The sequence below is a fragment of the Hippea maritima DSM 10411 genome (genome assembly GCF_000194135.1).
Taxonomy (GTDB): domain Bacteria; phylum Campylobacterota_A; class Desulfurellia; order Desulfurellales; family Hippeaceae; genus Hippea; species Hippea maritima.
The window spans coordinates 986818-1006998 of sequence record NC_015318.1 but is presented as its reverse complement, the minus strand read 5'-3'; the positions used below and the strand labels follow the sequence as shown (position 1 = coordinate 1006998).

Annotated in this window: 20 protein-coding genes; all 20 read left to right on the top strand. The window is 38.2% G+C overall.

Features of this window, described 5'->3' with window-relative positions; all coding sequences use genetic code 11:
* Nucleotides 1–13: 13 nt before the first annotated feature.
* Nucleotides 14–2635 (top strand): valine--tRNA ligase, encoded by a 2622-nt coding sequence (locus HIPMA_RS05235; RefSeq protein ID WP_013682021.1) that lies wholly within the window; start codon nt 14–16, stop codon nt 2633–2635.
* Nucleotides 2632–4515, top strand: coding sequence for a hypothetical protein (locus HIPMA_RS05230; RefSeq protein WP_013682020.1), 1884 nt, complete (start codon nt 2632–2634; stop codon nt 4513–4515). The genes HIPMA_RS05235 and HIPMA_RS05230 overlap by 4 nt, the downstream gene beginning before the upstream one ends.
* The gene (locus HIPMA_RS05225) at nt 4512–5540 is read left to right on the top strand and encodes a polysaccharide deacetylase family protein (protein WP_041323992.1); all 1029 of its coding nucleotides are present in this window, start codon (nt 4512–4514) and stop codon (nt 5538–5540) included. Before HIPMA_RS05230 ends, HIPMA_RS05225 begins: the two co-directional genes overlap by 4 nt.
* Nucleotides 5528–6646 carry a glycosyltransferase gene (locus HIPMA_RS05220; protein WP_013682018.1) on the top strand — a complete coding sequence of 373 codons (1119 nt, stop codon included), beginning with the start codon at nt 5528–5530 and terminating at the stop codon, nt 6644–6646. The genes HIPMA_RS05225 and HIPMA_RS05220 overlap by 13 nt, the downstream gene beginning before the upstream one ends.
* Nucleotides 6633–7589 (top strand): glycosyltransferase family 2 protein, encoded by a 957-nt coding sequence (locus HIPMA_RS09170; protein ID WP_013682017.1) that lies wholly within the window; start codon nt 6633–6635, stop codon nt 7587–7589. Before HIPMA_RS05220 ends, HIPMA_RS09170 begins: the two co-directional genes overlap by 14 nt.
* Before the next feature lie 80 nt (nt 7590–7669).
* A complete protein-coding gene (locus tag HIPMA_RS05210) occupies nt 7670–8215 on the top strand; it encodes a macro domain-containing protein (protein ID WP_013682016.1) in 546 nt (181 codons plus the stop codon).
* Nucleotides 8212–9084: a branched-chain amino acid ABC transporter permease gene (locus HIPMA_RS05205; RefSeq protein ID WP_013682015.1), complete on the top strand. Its 873-nt coding sequence runs from the start codon at nt 8212–8214 to the stop codon at nt 9082–9084. The genes HIPMA_RS05210 and HIPMA_RS05205 overlap by 4 nt, the downstream gene beginning before the upstream one ends.
* Complete coding sequence (locus HIPMA_RS05200) at nt 9084–10010, top strand: branched-chain amino acid ABC transporter permease (protein WP_013682014.1); 927 nt, start codon at nt 9084–9086, stop codon at nt 10008–10010. Before HIPMA_RS05205 ends, HIPMA_RS05200 begins: the two co-directional genes overlap by 1 nt.
* Nucleotides 9989–10747, top strand: coding sequence for an ABC transporter ATP-binding protein (locus tag HIPMA_RS05195; RefSeq protein ID WP_013682013.1), 759 nt, complete (start codon nt 9989–9991; stop codon nt 10745–10747). The genes HIPMA_RS05200 and HIPMA_RS05195 overlap by 22 nt, the downstream gene beginning before the upstream one ends.
* Nucleotides 10744–11457: an ABC transporter ATP-binding protein gene (locus HIPMA_RS05190; RefSeq protein ID WP_013682012.1), complete on the top strand. Its 714-nt coding sequence runs from the start codon at nt 10744–10746 to the stop codon at nt 11455–11457. The genes HIPMA_RS05195 and HIPMA_RS05190 overlap by 4 nt, the downstream gene beginning before the upstream one ends.
* Complete coding sequence (locus tag HIPMA_RS05185) at nt 11458–12354, top strand: NAD(+)/NADH kinase (RefSeq protein ID WP_013682011.1); 897 nt, start codon at nt 11458–11460, stop codon at nt 12352–12354.
* Nucleotides 12348–13880 (top strand): AAA family ATPase, encoded by a 1533-nt coding sequence (locus HIPMA_RS05180; RefSeq protein ID WP_013682010.1) that lies wholly within the window; start codon nt 12348–12350, stop codon nt 13878–13880. The genes HIPMA_RS05185 and HIPMA_RS05180 overlap by 7 nt, the downstream gene beginning before the upstream one ends.
* On the top strand, nt 13877–14917 hold the full coding sequence (gene murG / locus HIPMA_RS05175; protein WP_013682009.1) for an undecaprenyldiphospho-muramoylpentapeptide beta-N-acetylglucosaminyltransferase: 1041 nt from the start codon (nt 13877–13879) through the stop codon (nt 14915–14917). Before HIPMA_RS05180 ends, murG begins: the two co-directional genes overlap by 4 nt.
* Nucleotides 14914–15660 (top strand): ParA family protein, encoded by a 747-nt coding sequence (locus tag HIPMA_RS05170; RefSeq protein WP_013682008.1) that lies wholly within the window; start codon nt 14914–14916, stop codon nt 15658–15660. The genes murG and HIPMA_RS05170 overlap by 4 nt, the downstream gene beginning before the upstream one ends.
* Entirely contained in the window at nt 15653–16462 is an 810-nt protein-coding gene (locus HIPMA_RS05165; protein ID WP_013682007.1) for a ParB/RepB/Spo0J family partition protein, read from the top strand. The genes HIPMA_RS05170 and HIPMA_RS05165 overlap by 8 nt, the downstream gene beginning before the upstream one ends.
* A complete protein-coding gene (locus tag HIPMA_RS05160) occupies nt 16459–18129 on the top strand; it encodes an ArsB/NhaD family transporter (protein ID WP_013682006.1) in 1671 nt (556 codons plus the stop codon). Before HIPMA_RS05165 ends, HIPMA_RS05160 begins: the two co-directional genes overlap by 4 nt.
* A gap of 5 nt (nt 18130–18134) precedes the next feature.
* Nucleotides 18135–18578, top strand: coding sequence for a universal stress protein (locus HIPMA_RS05155; RefSeq protein WP_013682005.1), 444 nt, complete (start codon nt 18135–18137; stop codon nt 18576–18578).
* 83 nt (nt 18579–18661) lie between these two features.
* Nucleotides 18662–19078: a F0F1 ATP synthase subunit B gene (locus tag HIPMA_RS05150; protein WP_013682004.1), complete on the top strand. Its 417-nt coding sequence runs from the start codon at nt 18662–18664 to the stop codon at nt 19076–19078.
* Nucleotides 19079–19087: 9 nt separating this feature from the next.
* Entirely contained in the window at nt 19088–19645 is a 558-nt protein-coding gene (locus HIPMA_RS05145; RefSeq protein WP_013682003.1) for a F0F1 ATP synthase subunit B, read from the top strand.
* A complete protein-coding gene (atpH, locus tag HIPMA_RS05140) occupies nt 19642–20181 on the top strand; it encodes an ATP synthase F1 subunit delta (protein WP_013682002.1) in 540 nt (179 codons plus the stop codon). Before HIPMA_RS05145 ends, atpH begins: the two co-directional genes overlap by 4 nt.

Below are 20181 nucleotides of genomic sequence, written 5' to 3'. Positions count from 1 at the left end.
AAGGGGTGAAACGATGGATGAGACTAAATATTCGCCATCTTTTGAAACAAAGTGGTATGAGTTTTGGGAGAAGAACGGATATTTTCAACCTGCCAATAAGGAAGGTAAAGAGAATTTTAGCATAGTTATACCTCCACCAAATGTTACCGGGGCTTTGCACATTGGTCATGCCTTAAACGGCACCCTGCAAGATATCATGGTTAGATACAAGAGGATGAAGGGTTATAATGTCTTGTGGGTGCCAGGAACTGATCATGCCGGTATTGCAACCCAGAACATGGTGGAGAAGGATTTAGCAAGCAAAGGTATAAAGAAAGAGGATTTAGGAAGAGAGAAGTTTGTTGAGAAAGTGTGGGAGTGGAAGGAAAAATACGGCAACAGAATCATTAATCAGATAAAAAGGTTAGGATTGAGCTGTGATTGGTCTCGCCTGCGTTTTACGATGGATGAGCAGCTTTCTAAGGCTGTCAGAAAGGTTTTTGTTCAGCTTTACAAGGAAGGCTTGATATACAAGGATAAATACATTATCAACTGGTGTCCCAGATGTCATACAGCTTTGAGCGACCTTGAGGTTGAGCACAAGGATGAAACAGGAAAGCTGTATTACATAGAGTATCCGTTTGAGGATGGCTCAGGCGGCGTTGTTGTTGCGACCACAAGGCCAGAGACTATGTTTGGCGACACAGCGGTTGCGGTTAACCCAAACGATGAGAGGTATAAGGATGTAATCGGCAAGAATGTGGTCTTGCCCATCAAAGACAAGCTAATCCCCATCATAGCAGATGAATATGTCGATATGGAGTTTGGAACAGGCGTTGTAAAGATTACACCTGCACATGACCCGAATGATTTTGAGGTGGGCAGAAGACATAATTTGGATATAGTTGTTGCAATAGATGATTACGGCAAGATGACGGATGAGGCTTTGCATTTTAAGGGGATGGATAGATTTGAATGCCGCTCAAAGCTTGTGGCAGAGCTTGAAGGTAAGGGTTTCATTAAGAATGTTGCGGAAATAAAGCATGCTGTAGGTCAGTGCTATAGATGTCATACAACTATTGAACCTTATGTATCTGAGCAGTGGTTTGTTAAGACTAAACCGTTAGCAGAACCTGCAATAGAAGCCGTTAAGAATGGCGATACCCGTTTTGTGCCCAAAAATTGGGAGAAAACATACTTTGAGTGGATGTATAATATTAAGGATTGGTGTATCTCAAGGCAGCTATGGTGGGGTCATAGGATACCTGTTTGGAAGTGTGAGGATTGTGGTAAATATACGGTTTCTGAAGATGAACCTAAAGCTTGTGAACATTGTGGAAGTGATAAGTTGGTTCAGGAAGAGGATGTGTTGGATACATGGTTCTCATCAGCTCTTTGGCCTATGTCAACTCTGGGCTGGCCTAATCAGACAGATGATTTGAAGCGCTTTTATCCGACAAGCCTGCTTGTTACGGGTTTTGATATTATCTTTTTCTGGGTTGCTCGCATGATGATGATGGGTTTGCACTTTATGAAGGATGTGCCATTTAGGGATGTTTATATACATGCATTGGTTAGAGACCAATATGGCCAAAAGATGAGCAAGACAAAGGGCAATGTTATTGACCCTCTTGAGGTTGTTGAAAAATACGGTGCGGATTCAATGAGGTTTACACTTGCAATTTTGGCAGCCCAGGGCAGGGATATTAAGCTCTCTGAGGATAAGATTGAAGGTTATAAGCGTTTTATGAATAAAATATGGAATGCATATAGATTTATAAAAATAAACACAGAAGGCATGGAGTTAAAAGAAAAACCCAAAAAACTTTCACCTGCCTCTATTTGGATAAAATCCAGGTTGGCCAAAACCATCAGAAAGGTGGAGCAGAGCCTATCTGAGTATAAGTTTAACGAGGCTGCGAGTGCTATCTATCAGTTTATCTGGCATGAATTCTGTGATTACTATATAGAGATGAGTAAGGTTCATATGGATGATGAGTTTTCATATTCTATAAAATTTACCTTACTTGAGGTATTTGAGGCAACTTTGAGACTATTACATCCATTTACGCCATTTATAACAGAGGAATTATGGCAGAAACTACCAAATAAGAAGGGCGATTCCATAATAATAGCAGAATATCCCGAATATAAGGAATCTATGATTTCAGAAGATATAGAGGCTGCTATGGATATTGTTTTGGATACAATCCGCTCTATAAGGAACCTAAGAAGTGAGAATAATATTCAACCCTCAAAGAAAATAAAGGTCTATATGAAAGTTGAAGACGAGAAAACGCAATCTATAATTATAAATTTCAAAAACTATGTATATGCTTTAGCCGGTGTGGATAATCTTATAATGACAAATAAACCGGATGAGGAGTGTATCGTCCAGTCTACTATTTACGGTGATATTTTCCTGCCGGTTGAGGGTAATATAGATGTTAAAAAAGAAGTTGAAAGACTTACAAAGCTTATAAAGAAACAGGAAAAATCGCTGTCATTTTTGAATAGTAAGCTCAATAATCAGGCTTTTCTTGAGAAGGCCCCTAAGGAATTGATAGAACAGAAGAAGGCTGAGTTTGAGGATGTTAGTAGGCTATATCAAAAAACCAAAAGTAGGTTAGAACAATTAAAGGGGTTGGTTGAATGAAAAAGATAACCGTTGCGTTGATTGTGGTATTTCTTGCCATAAATAGCTATGCCTTTGAGGTTTTTGATTCATTGAGTGGTGAGGTTCTTTCTTTGGCCAATAAGGTGATTAAAGGTAGGGTTGTCAGGGTTAACCTCAAGAATAAAACCGTTGTACTTAACAAAGGAGCAGATGAGGGCTTGCTTAAGAATAGTTTTGTGTATATCTATAGAAATGAAGGGGTTTTTGTAGCTATCAATGGCAAAGAGGTAGCCCTGAAGAAAGGCATAGCTTACGCAACGGTTGTTAAACTCTTTCCCCATAAGGCTGTAGCCAAGATTACTCAAGGAATTGAAAAACAAAAGAAGTATTTAATTGGTCTTGGTATTATACCAAATGGCGAAAGGGAGGTGTTTGGTACACCCAAAGAAAATGATAAATGGGCTGCGGGTAAATCTACTTATAACATAGCTGTAATTATTAGAAATCCCTTTATATATGAGCAGACTAAATCAGCACTTGATAAAACGGGCAAGTTTTTTGTAATTAGCCCTGATGTTATTCAAACGGCTATAGTTAATAATAGAATCAATTCTCTATATGAAAATGATGCTATTAAAAGACTTGCAAGTGTTGTGAATGCCGATCTTGTATTGTTTGTTTCAACAATAAAGCATGAACGGTTGAGGTATAAACTTTATAATGGTTATGGTGGTGTGGTTATAAAGTCTGGTGAGCTACCTATGGATAGCAAGACTATAGCTGCTTTGAATTCCTATCCATCTTATGAGATACCGCCAAATAATCCCGTCGCCTCAAATTTGAGATTATCGCCCAAACTTACATTCTGGGAGTCTATACTTAATAGATTTGGTTTATATAGTCCCTACACTAATGTTGACATGTCGTCCACATCCTACAAGGTTGTTATGTATAAAAACATCGGGCACGATACTACTGCGTTTTATGATGGTTACTTAGATGGCAATGTTAGGGAAATTGCCGTTGCCCAGGGGTCAAAAGTTAAAGTATTTAGGTTTGATATAGATAGCTTTGATAAACTCTATGAGTTCTCTTATGGCTATACAATAATCAACATAGATGCAGCGAGAATCGGTGGGAAAAACCTTATTTTACTTACAAACTTTAATAGATACGGCTCGCTATCTTCGGCTATAGGATACATTAAAAATCATAAACTCTACATTATCAAGGACAACCTACCTTATCATTTAAGATTCTACGATAAGCTTAGCGGGCATCCAATTATATTGGCTCAGAAGGCGAGTCTGAGCAAGCTATTCTATGAAAATATTTATAAAATTGATTTAAATACATTTAAAGTCTCAAAGTTTAGTTTACCTGTGAGGCCAAAAAGCTTTTATGAGTTCTTTAAGGTCGGTGAAACTCTTGTTTATCTTAATCAAGCAGGCGAGCTTGAAAGTTATGATTTAGATACGGGTAAGATTAAACAAGTTACAAGTTATGCGTTTGGTGGAGGAGAAAGACTTATTGAAAGATATCCAGTTGAGATTAGCAGGGATTCTGAGGAAAGCATAAAAGAACTTATAGCCAAAAATAGTGTTGTTGTTCCAAAAGCGATAAGTGTGTTTAAAGAAAACGGTGAGGTCTATATTCTTGGAATTAAAAACTATATGTCTCATCATATAACAATAGCAAAACAGCATTACAATGCATATAATGTAAAGCTGTTTACCCTTAACAAAGGCAATTTAAAAATGGTATATAACTCAGGTGATGTTAAGGGAAGGGTAGTTGCTGCCGCCAAAGAAGGAAATTATATTATTTCTGTTATAGGTCTACCTACAGGCTTTTTCGATAGATTTATAATGGGAATTTATGAAGTCGATAGACTAACAGCAGCAAGAATGGAATATTGAAGCCTTTAATAGTGCTTTATTACCATAGGATATTGCCGTTTAAGGGTTATGATATAGATGTTGAAACCTTTGAATGGCAGCTTTCGTTTTTAAGAAAGCACTTTGATGTTGTAGGTCCTGAAGTTCTGTTTGATTTAAAAAAGGGGTTTAGATTAAAAAAGACCTCTGTCCTTTTAACATTTGACGATGGTTTTTTGGATAACTTTGTTTATGCATACCCGATATTGGAGGAGTTTGGATTTAAGGCTCTGTTGTTTGTTATAACTTCTAAAATAACCCACAGGAAGCCTTTAAAAACAGTAAAAGATTCGCAGGGTGCGTTTGTACCAAAAAGGGAAGAGACGGCGTTGTATGATTCTCTGAATGGAGATAAAAGCGAGTTTTTGAGCTGGAAGGAGCTCAAGATTTTAAGTGATAGTGGAGTTTTTAGTATAGGGTCTCATTCGGATAGCCATGTTAAGGTGTTTATTGGCGATAGGGCTAAGGCTATCTGGCATGATAATACCTCGGCTCATTGGAGTTATGAATATGCCTTGGGTAGAAAAGCCAAGGAGGGTTATCCCATATTTGAGATGAGAAGCTCTTTGGGTGGCAGGAGGTTCTATCCGTCCGATGAATTTATTGGTAAAGTTAGGGATTTGTATCTAAAATATGGGGATGAAAAGAGGGTTTTGGATGAGGTAAATAGCATCAAGGATAAGGGTTATTTTGAGAGTAAGGATGAATTTAAATATAGGGTTAGGGCTGATCTGGAAAAATCAAAATTGGCCATAAAAGAAAATTTAGGAATTAATACGCCGTTTTTTTCCTTTCCCTGGGGGGAGTATTGCAAAGAATCGGTTGATATAGCAAAAGATTTGGGGTTTGAGTTTTGTTTTACAACAAAAAAGAGCGCCTTTTTTGGTAATGACTTTCTTAAAATAGGAAGAATAAATGTCTCTAAAGATAAAAATAGATTCAAAAGAAAGCTTTTATCAAACAAAAATCCTTTAGTTGCAAGGATGTATGCCTTATGGCACGCATAAAAAGGGTATTGTTTGTGCTTGATATGTTTGGCTTTTTTGGTGGGCCTGAGAGAAGGGCTTACCGTATAGCAAAGGGGTTAAAAAGACTTGGTTATGAGATAGTTATAATTTCTATAATGAAAGCAGAGGATGGAGTAATTAAGAGAGCTAAAGAGGATGGGATAGAATCTTATCAGCTAACCAGCGAGGGTAATAAGGCTTTAAAATCGTTCAGGGTTGATGTGTTTTTAAAGCTTAGAAAACTTATAAACCACATAGCTCCAGATGTTGTGTTTACATTTGAGTTTTTAGCTGATTACACAACAAAAATGGCTCTAACTGGTAAAAGTACACCTGTTTATACATTCATTGGCAGTACGGTTTGGAAGTGGGAGAAAAAGTGGCACAGGCGGGTTGTGATGGAGCATTTTACAAAGAAAAGCAGGTTGTATGTGGTGAATTCAAATACGGTTAGAGATAGTGTTTTGCGTGTTTTGCCCATGGTTAAGGATAAGATAGCTGTTGTATATAACCCCATAGATACCGATTATTTTAAGCCTCTGTCGGAGAAGGAAAGATATAGAACCAAAAAGGAGTATAATTTAAAAGAGGATGATTTTGTTGTTGGGTCTGTGGTTAGATTTTATAATCCAAAAGGGGCAGATGTTTTGGTGGAGGCATTTTATAAAGGCAACATTGAGGGTAGGCTTGTGCTTGTAGGTGATGGACCTTTTAAAGGTAAGTTAGAGCAGATGGTTAGGGATTTTGGTATTGAGGGTAGGGTTGTATTTCTTGGTGCTATTGAGGCAACACCTGAGATTTACAATATGTTTGATGTATGTGTTGTGCCATCTCAAAAGGGCGGATTTGATAATGTGGTTGTGGAGGCTATGGCTTGTGGCATACCAACTGTTGCAACTAAGGCAACCGGCATAGGTGAGGTGGCAGAAAACGGACGGGATCTTATAATAACAGAGATCGATGCAGAGAGTGTTTCCGAAGGTATGAGGAGAATTATGCCTGTTGGTGATACTATAGGTATAAATGGCCGTAAATTTGTGGTGGATAGATTGGATGTGATGAAAATTTCAAAGAGGATAGAGGGTTTAATAAATGCCACTTGTTAGCGTTGTTATTCCTACTTTTAATAGAAAAAAATTACTCAAAGAAGCCATAGATAGTGTCATGTCTCAAACCTTTGATGATTTTGAAATTGTTGTATCAGATGATGGATCAACCGATGGGACAGAAGAGTTTATTAGCAGGATGTTTAAAGAAGAAATAATTTTTATTAAAGGTGTTCATAAAGGGCTTCCCCATGCAAGAAATGAGGCTATAAAGATTGCAAAAGGAAAATATATAGCTTTCTTGGATGACGATGATTGGTGGGATGAGAAATTTCTTGAAAAAACTATTGAGAGGCTTAGAAGAGATGATGTAATAGGTGTTTTTACAAACTATTACAAGGTGTATGAGAGTGGGATTAAAGAGACAGGTTATAAAGAAGGAAAAGTACCCGAAATTGTTGATTTGAATTGGATTGTCAGGGGTAGTTTTATCGATCCAAGTACCGTTGTTGTAAAAAAGGATGCGATAGTAAAGACAGGTTTATTTGATGAAAGTTTATCAACGACAGAGGATTGGGATATGTGGTTGAGGATGTCGAGAAAAGGAAATTTTGCATATATCGATGAAAAACTTGTGTATAAGAGAATAAGAGTGCATGTAGGAATTCCGATGAAGTCCGCAAAAAATGATGTTTTTGTTATGGATAAACTTTTATCGACTATCTCCAACGATGAATATGAAGGGATAAAATATAGTTTGTCTGAAGGTGCAAGTAGAATTTATTCAAAATACGCATCGTTTTTATTGCATAATGGTGAGAAAGATTTGGCAAAGAAGTATTTTAAAAAATCTTTAAAACTTAAGTTTAGCGGAAAGGTGATTTGCAGATATATTTTGACATTTGTTCCTATGCCGATAGCTAAAGTATTAGATGGTGCTTATTTAAGAGTTGCTAAAAATTATATTAAATCTCTCAAGTTAGAAAGGCGTACAGAAAGATAGTAAAGTTATTTATTAATAACTTTTGAACTTAGAAAATCTGTAGGAATAAAAAAGGGATACCAACCAAAGGAGGGCAAAAGATGGAAATTTTAAAAGAGTTGAAGATTGAAGATAAAATTGTCAAGGTTATTCAGGGTGATATTACAGAGGAGGATACGGAGGCTATTGTTAATGCGGCTAATTCCCATCTTAAGCACGGTGGTGGAGTTGCCGGTGCCATTGTTAGGAAGGGCGGGTATGAAATACAAGAGGAGAGCGATAAGATTGGCTATGTCCCAACGGGATCTGCTGCAATTACTACTGCAGGGAAACTAAAAGCTAAATATGTAATCCATGCAGTCGGCCCTGTTTGGGGCGAGGGTGATGAGGATGATAAGCTCAAAAGTGCCGTTTTGAGTGCATTAAAGTTGGCAGAAGATAAGGGTATAAAAAGCGTATCATTGCCGGCTATAAGTTCGGGTATTTTTGGCTTTCCAAAAGAGAGGGCTGCCCATATCATATTTACAACAGCTGTGGAATTCTTAAAAAAAGCCAAAAATCTAAACGAGATCCATTTCTGCAACATAGATGATCTGACAGCTGGTCTATTCAAAAAAGAGGCTGAGAAGCTGGAGGGTATGTTATAGAGACCTTTATCCAATACACAATAAACGGTATAATAACCGGTCTTATATATGCTCTTGTTGCGATAGGCTTTAATATAATCTATTCATCGGTAAGGATAGTGAACTTTGCTCAGGGTGAGTTTATAATGCTGGGTGGTGTTGTTGAGTTTTATCTTCTTGGTTTAGGCTGGCCTGTTTTTCTGTCTTTATTGGTCTCTTCGGTGTTTGTGGGTGTTGTTGGTATCTTGGTTTATTTTATCTTTATAAAAAACACAAAAAGGCCCACTGAGCTTTCTTTGATAATCCTTACCATAGGCATATCTGTGCTCATTAGAGGTGTAACAATGGTAATATTTGGCAAAAACGCTTATCCAGTGGGAAACTTTTTGTCTTTTGAAAGCATAAACTTGGCCAATTTGACATTCTCAAGTCAATATTTGGTTGTTTTTTTTGTTGTTGTCTTTTTGGTTGGTATTTTGTTTTGGTTTTTTTCTAAGACCTTAACGGGAAAATTGTTTTTAGCAAGCTCGCTTAATCCGCTTGCTTGCAGGCTTTTTGGTGTTAATGTGTCAAATTTAAGCGCCATGAGCTTTTTTATAAGCGGTCTTGTTGGTGCAATTGGCGGGGCTGTGATTGCACCCATTAGTTTTGTTAAATACGACATGGGATTGATGTTTGGGCTTAAAGGTTTTGCTGCAAGCGTAGTTGGAGGTTTTGGAAACAATATAGGCGCCGTAGTTGGTGGTTTGGTTATAGGAATTAGCGAGTCTTTAGCTGCAGGATATGTCTCCTCATCTTATAAAGATATGGTTGCCTTTGTGGTTATGATTGCTGTGCTTTTTATTGCACCTGAGGGTATATTTGGCTCTAAGGATGTTGAGAGGGTGTGATGAGAGAGTTTGATGCTATAGCCGTTTTTGTGGCGGTTATGTTGCTTGTTGGGGTTGTTGCCAAGAATCCTTTTGTTTTGAATATGCTGTCTGTTGCGGCTATAACCTCTATAGTTGTAATCGGTTTAAACATACTTTCTGGCTTTGCTGGTCAGATATCGTTAGGTCATGCGGGTTTTGTAGGCCTTGGTGCTTATATATCTGCTATTCTTTCTATTAAGTTTGGTTTATCCCCTTGGATTTCTATGTTTATAACGGCTTTTATTGTAGGCTTGGTTTCTTTGTTTGTGGCTTATCCCACCCTAAAACTGAAAGGGCACTATTTGGCTATGGCCACTTTAGCTATAGGTGAGATTATCTATATGCTTGCCAACAATTTAAGCTCGATAACTGGAGGCCATCAGGGTTTGGTTGGCATACCGATGCTTTCCATCGGCGGGTTTGTCTTTGATAATGAGAGGAAGTTTTACTTCTTTATCTGGGTTTTGGTGTTTGCGTTTGCCTTTATTGCCAAAAACATTACATCCTCGGCATTCGGCAGGGCTCTTAAAACCACAAATTTGGCAGAACAGGCTGCCCTCTCATTTGGTATAAATACACATAAATATAAAATTATAGCATTTGTTATAAGCTGCATTTATGCTTCGTTTGCGGGTTCTCTTTTTGCTTTTTACATAGGTTTTATATCTCCTACATCGTTTAGCCTTCTAAAATCGATAAATTATGTGGTTATGATGTTTGTTGGTGGCATGGGTAGTATATTTGGTGGTCTTGTTATGGCTGTATTTTTGGAAGTTATACCCAACCTTATTACGTCGCTTCAAGATTACTGGCCTATATTTAATGGTCTTTTGCTTGTTGTGATGGTTATGTTTATGCCAGAGGGTTTAGGTGGTTTTGTTCGATGGAAAAAACGCCAATACTGAGGGTTTCAAACATATCCAAGTCTTTTGGTGGTATAAAAGCTATTGATGGTGTTAGTTTTGATGTTAAGCAGAAGCAGATAAAGGCTTTAATTGGCCCAAACGGTGCAGGTAAAACGACCCTTTTTAACATTATCAGCGGTCTGTATAGGCCGGATAGTGGTGAAGTCTGGTTTTTGGATAAACAGCTAACAAAACTAAAGCCGTTTGAGCTTGCTTTGTTGGGCATAACAAGGACATTTCAGAATATCAGGCTTGTGGATAGCCTCACAATAGCCGAGAACATAGCAGTGGGTTTGCATACAAAGGGTGAGTTTAATCCGTTGAAGGTTGCATTTGGCATAGTGAGTAAATCTGAAAAAGCTATCTTCGAAAGGGTAGAAAGGTCTATGCGTTTTTTGAAGATAGAGGATTATGCCTATAAGATGCCTTCTGAGGTGCCCTTTGGCGTTAAGCGGCTCGTTGAGCTTGCGAGGGCTATGGTGGCAGAGCCAAAGCTCATTTTACTTGATGAGCCGGCTGCAGGTCTTAACGAAACTGAGACGGATAAGCTGCTCAATGCTATATTCAGGATCTGGGAGAGGGGTGTATCTATTCTGCTTATTGAGCATGATATTGAGTTTGTGGCTAACTGCTCGCATTCGGTTGTGGTTATGGATAGCGGCAGAAAGATAGCAGAAGGGTTGCCGAGTGAAATAACAAACGACGACAGGGTGATCAAGGCGTATCTGGGTGGATGATGCTTAAGGTTGATAATGTTTGTGTCTCATACGGGAAGGCTAAAGCACTAAAGGGCGTTTCTATAGAGGTAAGGCAGGGTGAGGCTGTGGCTGTGATAGGCTCAAACGGCAGTGGCAAAACGACGCTTTTAAATGCAATTGTGAATGTTGTAAATAAAAGCGGCAGGGTTAGTTTTCTGGATAAGGATATAACCAATACAAAGACCTATAAGATAATGAGGATGGGCATGGCCTATCTTCCCGATAGGCGCACTGTGTTTGCCGATCTGAGTGTGTATGATAACCTCATAATAGCCGCATTTAGTAAGATAAAAAGTGGAGTTCAGGGTTATTTTAAGAATGAGAGTAAGGAAATCTTTGAGATGTTTCCCAATCTTAAGGATAAGTTATATCTAAAAGCCGGCCTTTTAAGCGGGGGTGAGCAGCAGATGTTGTCTTTGGCTCAACTGCTTTTGAGAAAACCCAGGTTTATTATGCTTGATGAGCCTTCGGCTGGTTTGTCGCCAAAGCTTGTAAAACAGTTGTTTGATATAATAGTGTTTATGAAAGAGTCTGGATTTACCGTTCTTGTGGTTGAACAAAATGTGAATAAAACCGTTAAGGTGGCCGATAGGGTTTATGTATTAAAAAACGGCGTTATAACGGATACGGGAAACTCTGAGGATTTTCAGGATGAATTGAGAATAAAAAGGGCTTATTTTGGAGGATAGATGTTTGAAAAGGTTGGTGTAATTGCTAAGACAAAGGTTGAGAATATAGACAAGATAATAAAACAACTCGTCAGTCATCTAAAGGGTTTAGGTGTTGAGGTTGTGCTTGGTGAGGAAGCTGCATCGGTTTTAAATGAGAACGGCATAGAAAGGCATAAACTTGCCGGATATGTTGATATGATCCTGGTTTTAGGCGGGGATGGAACATTTATCTCTGCTGCCCGTTCGGTGAATGAGTCTAAGAAGGATATACCGATTTTGGGTGTAAATTTGGGTAGGATGGGGTTTCTGACCGAGGTGCCTTTGTCTGAGATGTATAGGGTGTTGGATAGTGTGTTTATTAGAAACGAGTATCACATAGAAGAAAGGATGATGTTGGATGTAAAGCTTTATGAGGGTGATGAACTGATAATAAAGAAAACCGTTTTCAACGATGCTGTTGTAAATAAAGGGGCGCTGGCGAGGATAGTGCCTTTGAGGGTCAAAGCGAGAATAAGCTCAAACATCTATCATGTGGCCGTTTACCACGCTGATGGTTTGATCATATCAACGCCTTCTGGCTCAACGGCTTATAATCTGGCAGCTGGAGGGCCTATAATATATCCAACAATGGATTGCGTTGTTATAACACCTATCTGTCCGCATACACTATCAAACAGGCCGCTTGTCCTTCCCGTTGATGCCGAGCTTACAGTGATGATGGATGAGGAGATAGACGATGTTATGGCCACTCTGGATGGTCAAATCGGCTATAGGATAACAAAAAAACACAGGATGGTTGTTGGTAAATCCAAAAGGAAGATAAAGATAATCACGCAGAGGGATAAGAATTACTTTGATGTATTGAGAACCAAGCTCAACTGGGAAGAAAGAAAGATTAGAAGCCTGAAATGTTGAGGCGTATAGAGATAGAGAACTTTTTAACGATAGAGAAATGCACTATTGAACCATCAAAGGGTTTAACAGCTATAGTGGGTGAATCTGGAAGCGGCAAGTCTTTGATATTGAAGGCTATAGACAGTGTATTTTCAAGCAAGGTTGACACGGGTGTTGTCGGTAATTTTGGCGATAAGACCACTATAAAGCTTTTTTTTGAGTTGAATGAAGATCAGAAGATCGGTCTTGAGGCATTTGATATAGATGCAGATGAGATAGTTTTGATCAGGATTATAAAAAAGGGAAAATCCAGGATCCTTTTAAATCATGAGCCTATAACATCAAAGGTGGCAGCAGCAATCAAGGAGTTGCTTTTGGGCGTTGTGTCGTATGATTACAGGGTGGATGCTTTTTCTTCTAAATCCCTGCTTGAGGTTATAGATAGCCTGATAGATAGCGAAGCTAAAGAGTCTTTTAGGGAGGCCTTCCTTGAGTTTCTTGGGTTGTCCGATAAACTAAAAGCCATTGAGAATAGGCTTGATGAGATAGACAACATGCATCCTGAGGTTTTGCTCGATGCCATAGAAAAGGTTAACCCCAGACCTGGTGAGTATGAGGAGCTTTTGGATTTATCCAAGCGTATAAAGTCTATATCTTTAGCAAAGGAACACGCATTAAGGATTTTAAATGATGTCTATGATGCAGAAAACAGCGTTGTTGATGTGCTGCAAAGAAGCGTCGATATGCTTGAAAAACTAAAATTTAGCGGCTTTGAGCTTGATGCTTATGAGTTGTTTTTTGAGGCTGTGGAGAAGCTCAACATTGCAAGGGGTGAGTTTGAGCAGATTTTGGATAAGAGCTATCAAGATGAGGATATAGATAAAATCCAGGCAAGGTTATTTGAGCTTGAGGAGTTGCAAAGGAAGTTCTCCAGGACGTTAGATAAAATCATAGAGCATGCAGAAAAGCTTAAAGAGTTAATAAAAGAAAAGGAAAGGCTTGTTTTTGAACTTGAGGATACCAGAAAGAGGATGGATGAGGCAAAGAAACAGGCTATAGATAAGGCTGAAGTTCTTAGCAGTAAAAGAAAGGAAAAGGCTGAAAAACTCAAAGGGGAAATAGTAAAATACCTAAAAGAGCTTATGCTTGATAAGACTGTTGTTTTTATTAATTTTGATAGGGTTGGCATGTCAAAGGATGGATTTGATAGCGTATCTATCGCATTTAGCGCAAACCCGGATTTGAAACCTGCTCCGATAGATAAGGTGGCAAGCGGAGGGGAGAGATCCCGCTTTATTCTATCCTTAAAACGGGCAATTGCCGATATAAGATCCACAGCTCAGACGCTTTTGTTGGATGAGATAGAAACCGGGGTGAGTGGCAAGACGCTGAAGGCAGTCTTAAACCTGATAAAGGATTACTCGGATAAGAATCAGGTCATAATGATAACACACAGTGATGAGGCTAAATCTATAGCTGATAGGATCTATAGAGTCAAGAAGGTGTTTGATAGCTCAAAAACCAGAAGTATTGTTAGTGAAGAATGAAAAATGTAGTTTTAACTGGCGGCGGAACGGGTGGACACCTATTTGCAGCTATAGAGTTTGCAAGGTTTTTGAAAGATAGAGGTTATAATCCTGTTATCATAGGCTCTGTTTATGGAATAGAAAACAGGATATTAAAAAAGTATCCATTTGATTATGTGCTTTTAAAATCCAAAGGCATCATGGGAAAGGGCTTGAAAGATAGATTTGTAAATGGTTTTGCCAACCTTGATGCCCTGATTCACTCAATAGGCGTAATAAAAAAACTCAAGCCTGAATTCTGCGTGGGTTTTGGCGGTTATGTCAGCTTGCCTGTGGTTCTTTCATGCGTGATTTTAAGGAGAAAAAGCGCGATACTTGAGCAGAACTCCATTCCGGGTAAGGCCAACAGGTTGTTGTCCAGGCTGGTTGACCTTGTATTTGTAAATTTTGATTACACGGCTCAATTCTTGAGGGGTTCTATTGTTGTGGGCAATCCCACAAGGATAAAGACGAAAGGCAAGCATCGCTTATTTGATGGCAGGCTTAAGCTTGGCGTTGTTGGTGGCAGCAGAGGCGCAAGAAGCATCAATAACTCCATGATTGAGTTGTCTGAATTTGACCTGGATATAGATGTTATACATCAGACAGGTGTTGAGGATTATAGTAGGGTTAAAGACGCCTATAAAAGAAACGGTAAGAACTGGCAGGTGGTGGATTTCATAGAGGATATGGAGAGCTTTTATAAAGGGATAGATTTTATAATTTGCAGGTCTGGAGCCTCCACCCTGAGCGAGATTGCATGCGCCGGCCTGGGATCCATTTTGATTCCGTATCCCTATGCAATTTACAACCACCAATACTATAATGCTAAGTATTTTTTAGATAATGAAGCATCAATTATAATTGAGGACAAAGATTTAAGTGGAAAAACACTTCACACTTTTATATCATCTTTAACGGCTGACAGATTGAGAGTTATGTCTGAGAATGCGTTTGATTTGTGTAGAAGGGATGCTTGTGAAAAAATGCTTAGCTATCTTGAGATGGTGAAACGATGAGAACTATAGCTATTACCAATCAGAAAGGCGGTGTGGGTAAGACCACCACAGCCATCAATTTGGGTGCGTCGTTGGCGGTTTTTGGTAAAAGGGTTTTGATAATAGACATGGATCCTCAGGGTAATGCCACAAGTGGGCTGGGCGTGGAGAAGGATATTTGTGTATACCACGCTTTGATCGGCAAAAGGACGCTTAAATCCTTGATCACACCCACAGAGATGGAGAATCTATTTATAGTGCCTTCAAACATCTCGCTGATAGGAGCCGAGGTGGAGCTATCACACAAGAAGAACAAGGAGAGGATACTCAAGGAGCTGCTCAAGGATATCAAGGATTTTGATTATATTTTAATAGACTGTCCGCCCTCTTTGGGTTTTTTAACGATAAACGCTTTGGTGGCTGCCAATTCTGTTTTGGTTCCTGTTCAGTGCGAGTATTTTGCAATGGAAGGACTTGCTCAGCTATTGCATACAATAAACCTTGTTAAAAAAACCTTTAATCCTACGCTAAAGATCGAGGGCATTCTGCTTACCATGCACGATAAGAGAAACAATCTATCCAAACAGGTTGAGATGGAGCTTAAAAGGCATTTCCCTAAATACATATTCAAAACACTTATACCGAGGAATGTAAGGTTGTCTGAAGCGCCCAGCTTTGGCAAGTCTGCCATCACATACGACATAAAGTGCCCTGGAAGTAAAAGCTATTTATCTTTGGCCAAAGAGGTTTTGAGATATGCCTAAAAAAACGGGACTTGGTAGAGGAATTGAGGCTATATTCGGAGATTTAAGTGTAGAATATGAAGATAGAATATCTGTCCTGGAGTTAGATTTAATAGAGAAAAGCCCATTTCAGCCAAGGGAGGAGTTTGAACAAGAAAAACTTAAAGAACTTGCAGAGTCTATAAAGGAGAAGGGTGTTATTCAACCAATCATAGTTAGGGAATCAAATGGAAAATATCAAATAGTGGCGGGAGAACGTAGATTTTTAGCGGCCAAAATGGCCGGTCTTTCATCTATTCCTGCTATTGTTAGAGAATTGTCAGATGAGGAAGCAGCTGAGATTGCCTTAATAGAAAACATACAGAGAAAGGACTTAAATCCTATAGAGGAAGCTTTAGCCTACAAGCGTTTGATGGAAAATTTTGGTTATACTCAAGAGGAGCTTTCAAAAAGGATTGGCAAAGATAGGGCTACTATAGCCAATACGCTACGACTCTTGAAACTTCCAAACGAAGTAATAGAAATGCTAAAAAGCGGCCAGATAAGTGCAGGTCATGCCAGAGCATTGTTGGCTTTGAAGGATAATAAAGAGCAGGTTAAGCTTGCAGAAAAAATAAAAAAAGAAAAGCTTAGCGTTAGAGAAGCAGAAAAAGCAGCTTATGACTCAAAGCAGATAGAACAGTTAAAAGAAATAGAGGAAAAATTAAAGACTGTTACTAGCTATCCAGCTAAAATTAGATTTAAAAATAACAAATATAAAGTTGAATTTGTTTTAGATAGCTTGGATAAACTAGATGAGTTTCTAAGGAGGATAGGCGGGTGAAGAAAACCTTTTTACTTGGTGTGTTGCTTATTTTTCTGACTGTAGGATTTAGTAATGCTGCTACTTTAAGAGTAGGGGGGATACTAAAAAACGAACATGGAGCAGGTATAGATGGAGTTGAGGTTGAAATACTCTACAACCACAAGATTATAGCAAAAAGTGAAACTACCGATGAAGGAACTTATTTTATTGAGACAAAAATAAAAAACTCCATAAATCCTCGGGATGTGTATATAAGGTTCGATAAAACTACCTATAAGACGATTGAAAAACCTATAGAGAATATACTCCACTCAAAGCTCCCAGACGGAAGTGATATATACATATCTTCTGTCAATGAAACGCTCCATAGAGCTATAACGCCAGCATTTTGGATAGCCTTAGGTGTGCTTGTATTGACATTTGCATTGATATCTTTTGAAGTGCTCCACAGAACCGTAGCTGCTCTGTTTGGTGCAAGCGTGCTTCTATTTGTTTCCTATACACTTGGGACCTTTAATGAGAGTTATTTTGTGCTGTCATTTGAAGAAGCTGTTAAAGGTATAGATTTCAATGTTATATTGCTTTTAATGAGCATGATGATAATAGTTGGCGTTATGAAGAAAACAGGGATTTTTCAGTGGCTGGCTTATAAATCTTACGCTTTGAGTAAAGGCAATGTATTTAAATTGTCTATTATACTGATGTTTGTTACGGCTGTAGTGTCTGCATTTTTAGATAATGTTACGACGATGCTTTTGATTGCGCCGGTTTCTATAGAGATAGCATTGATGTTAAACATAAATCCGTTGAGTCTTTTAATACCTGAGGTTATAGCCTCAAACATGGGTGGCACTGCTACATTGATAGGAGATCCTCCAAACATAATGATAGGTTCTTATGCCCATCTTACATTTAATCAGTTTCTTATAAATTTGGCCGATGTGATTACCATAATTCTTATTGTCAATGTATTTGTTATGAAGTTCTTCTTTGGTAAGGAGTATAAAAAAGGTAGAATAGAAAATGTGGATGAACTTTTACAGAAATTAAAAGAAGAGTACAAAATAACCGACAAAAAACTCTTAAACTACTGCTTGTTTATCTTGGGTTTTGTTATAGTTTTGTTTGTTACGCATGGTTTTTTACATATGGAGCCTTCTATTGCTGCTATGATAGGAGCATCGTTAATACTACTATTTAGTGGTGTGGATATAACAGAGATGATGGAGCATGAGGTTGAGTGGACTACGCTTGTTTTCTTTATGATGTTGTTTGTTATAGTTGAGGCGAGTGTTCAAACCGGTGTTATAATGATGGTTGCTAATTGGGTTAAAGACTTAGCCGGAAATAGCTTAGCTTTGGCTATCATACTTATAATTTGGGTAAGCGCCATAGCCTCTGCCATTGTAGATAATATACCATTTACGGCGACTATGTTACCTGTTGTTGCTTATCTTACAAGAACTATACCGGATGCGGGCAATACCCTATGGTGGGCTTTAGCGTTGGGTGCGTGTTTGGGTGGTAATGGGACCCTTATAGGAGCCAGTGCCAATGTTGTAACGGCTGGAATTTCCGAGAGAACAGGCTATCCTATAACTTTCAAAGAATTTTTAAAGGTTGGAGTACCAGCAACGGCTATATCTGTTGCTATAGGTATGGTATGGTTATTATTAGGAGGTTGAGATAGATGGGGAAATATGAGGTTGTTGTTATAGCTAAAGGTTCTGAGGCTGGGGTGAAAGCTGCTAAAAAAGCAGCTAGTATAGCAAAGCAGAAAAACAAAAGAAGAATACATCTTGTTTTTGTTAATGATGTCGATTTTTATTCAGGTGAGGGTATGGGTTATGTTAGAGAAGATATGGCTAAAAGTTTGGAGAATATAGGCGATGCCATAATGAGAAAACTTGAGCATGCCATAAAAGAAGAACATCAGGATGTCGAAATAGAAAGGATTGAATTGCATGGAAAAACAGCGGAGGAGATTTTAAAGTTTTTAAATGAGAACGATATAGAGATTTTGATAATACCCAAAGAAGAGCGTGGCCCCATAGAAAAATCTTTAACAAGAGGTGATATCGAACCATTTTTTAATGAAATACAACAGAGAGTTAAGTGCATCCTTGTAGAATAGCCATCTATTAGTTGACATCAAATTTTGCTTATGGTATTTTAAGCCGAAAATTTTTTACACATTGGGTTGGTTGGAGGTTTGAAATGATAAATATCGATTCTACTCTTTTTGCGCAGATGGTGGCTTTTGGGATTGTTCTTGTACTGCTCAATTTCCTTTTGTATAAGCCGCTGCTGAGCAAAATTAAAGAGAGGCTCTCTACCATTGATGAGCTTGAAAAAACTGCTGAGCATCTAAAACAAGAAGCCCAAAAGAACGAGCAAGAATATTCCCTAAGGCTTCAAGAAGCTGAAAAACAGGCAAAAGAATCTTACAATTCCTCTGTTAATGTTGCCTTGAAAGAGAAAGAAGAAAAGGTAGCTGAGGAAAGTAAAAAGGCATTTGAGGAGATAGGTAAGTTTGAATATGAGGTTAAAAAAGAGATTGAGATAGAACTCGCCTCATCAAAGGATTACAGTATAGAGTTATCTAATAAAATTTACAAACAGCTTGTAGGGTAGGGGGAGAAGATGATTAAAAAAATTCTAAAAGTCTTTTTTGGTTTAGTGTTGATTTTGGTATTGCCAACCATTGTTTTTGCTGCTGAGGAGGGCTCATCTATGGAGCCTCATATGCTGTGGAGGATTATAGATTTTATCCTCTTTATCGCCATTCTTTACTACTTTTTGAAAAAACCTGTTGCCGACTTTTTTAGAGGTAGAAAAGAGAGTATAGTAGGTGAGTTTGAGAATGCAAAAAGAGCAAAAGAAGAGGCGGAGAAGCTTTTAAGAGAGACAGAAGAAAAGCTTAAAGCCTTAGAGGATGAAATTAGAAGAATAATAGAAACGTTTGAATCTATGGCAGAAAGCGAAAAACAGAGGATTCTTGCAGAGCTTGAGCAGACCATAAAGAGAATTAGGAACTCTATAGAAGAGGAAAAAGCATCAATTTTGTCTAAGGCAAAGATGGAGTTGTTAAAAAGCATGAGCGAAGAAACAATAGCAAACTTAAAAGAAAAGTTTAGCAATCTATCTAAAGATGAGCATGCAAAAATCAATGATAAATTTATAAGGAGCTTGCAACAATGATTGATAGAAAGGTTTCAATTAGGTATGCAAGGGCACTTTTGGGAGTATGTGCGGATAAAGGGTTGGATGAAGATGAAATTTTGAAGATGTTAAAGGAACTTGATGCCTTTTTTGGCGAGAATCCCCAGGTTTTGGAGTATTTATCCACTTATGTTGTGTCAACTGATAATAAGAAAAAAGTCATTGAACAGTTGGTGAATAATGAAATGTTGGCTGATTTTTTGAATTATGTAATTAGAAAAGGAAGGTTTGCGCTATTTAGCCAGATAGTGGAAATATTTGAAGAATTAGTTGATGAGAAAAAGGGAAGGGTAAAGGCAATTGTTAAAAGTGCTGTTGAGCTTGATAGTGAAGAAAAGAATAAACTAAAAGAACAGCTAAGTAAAAAGCTTAATAAAGATGTTGAGTTTGAATTCTTTGTTGATGGAGATTTAATTGCTGGCATTATTGTTCAGGTTAAGGATGTGGTCTATGACGGTAGTGTAAAGACCTATCTTTCTAATTTAGAGCAAAGATTATTAAGACTTTCAGTTTAG

Excerpts from the sequence above, each read along its gene's own strand:
- HIPMA_RS05235 (WP_013682021.1), top strand. The coding sequence starts at position 14 with ATGGATGAGACTAAATATTCGCCATCTTTTGAAACAAAGTGGTATGAG.
- HIPMA_RS05200 (WP_013682014.1), top strand. The coding sequence starts at position 9,084 with ATGAGAGAGTTTGATGCTATAGCCGTTTTTGTGGCGGTTATGTTGCTT.
- HIPMA_RS09170 (WP_013682017.1), top strand. The coding sequence starts at position 6,633 with ATGCCACTTGTTAGCGTTGTTATTCCTACTTTTAATAGAAAAAAATTA.
- HIPMA_RS05170 (WP_013682008.1), top strand. The coding sequence starts at position 14,914 with ATGAGAACTATAGCTATTACCAATCAGAAAGGCGGTGTGGGTAAGACC.
- HIPMA_RS05195 (WP_013682013.1), top strand. The coding sequence starts at position 9,989 with ATGGAAAAAACGCCAATACTGAGGGTTTCAAACATATCCAAGTCTTTT.
- HIPMA_RS05210 (WP_013682016.1), top strand. The coding sequence starts at position 7,670 with ATGGAAATTTTAAAAGAGTTGAAGATTGAAGATAAAATTGTCAAGGTT.
- HIPMA_RS05230 (WP_013682020.1), top strand. The coding sequence starts at position 2,632 with ATGAAAAAGATAACCGTTGCGTTGATTGTGGTATTTCTTGCCATAAAT.
- HIPMA_RS05190 (WP_013682012.1), top strand. The coding sequence starts at position 10,744 with ATGATGCTTAAGGTTGATAATGTTTGTGTCTCATACGGGAAGGCTAAA.
- HIPMA_RS05220 (WP_013682018.1), top strand. The coding sequence starts at position 5,528 with ATGGCACGCATAAAAAGGGTATTGTTTGTGCTTGATATGTTTGGCTTT.
- HIPMA_RS05150 (WP_013682004.1), top strand. The coding sequence starts at position 18,662 with ATGATAAATATCGATTCTACTCTTTTTGCGCAGATGGTGGCTTTTGGG.
- HIPMA_RS05165 (WP_013682007.1), top strand. The coding sequence starts at position 15,653 with ATGCCTAAAAAAACGGGACTTGGTAGAGGAATTGAGGCTATATTCGGA.
- HIPMA_RS05180 (WP_013682010.1), top strand. The coding sequence starts at position 12,348 with ATGTTGAGGCGTATAGAGATAGAGAACTTTTTAACGATAGAGAAATGC.
- murG (WP_013682009.1), top strand. The coding sequence starts at position 13,877 with ATGAAAAATGTAGTTTTAACTGGCGGCGGAACGGGTGGACACCTATTT.
- HIPMA_RS05155 (WP_013682005.1), top strand. The coding sequence starts at position 18,135 with ATGGGGAAATATGAGGTTGTTGTTATAGCTAAAGGTTCTGAGGCTGGG.
- atpH (WP_013682002.1), top strand. The coding sequence starts at position 19,642 with ATGATTGATAGAAAGGTTTCAATTAGGTATGCAAGGGCACTTTTGGGA.
- HIPMA_RS05145 (WP_013682003.1), top strand. The coding sequence starts at position 19,088 with ATGATTAAAAAAATTCTAAAAGTCTTTTTTGGTTTAGTGTTGATTTTG.
- HIPMA_RS05185 (WP_013682011.1), top strand. The coding sequence starts at position 11,458 with ATGTTTGAAAAGGTTGGTGTAATTGCTAAGACAAAGGTTGAGAATATA.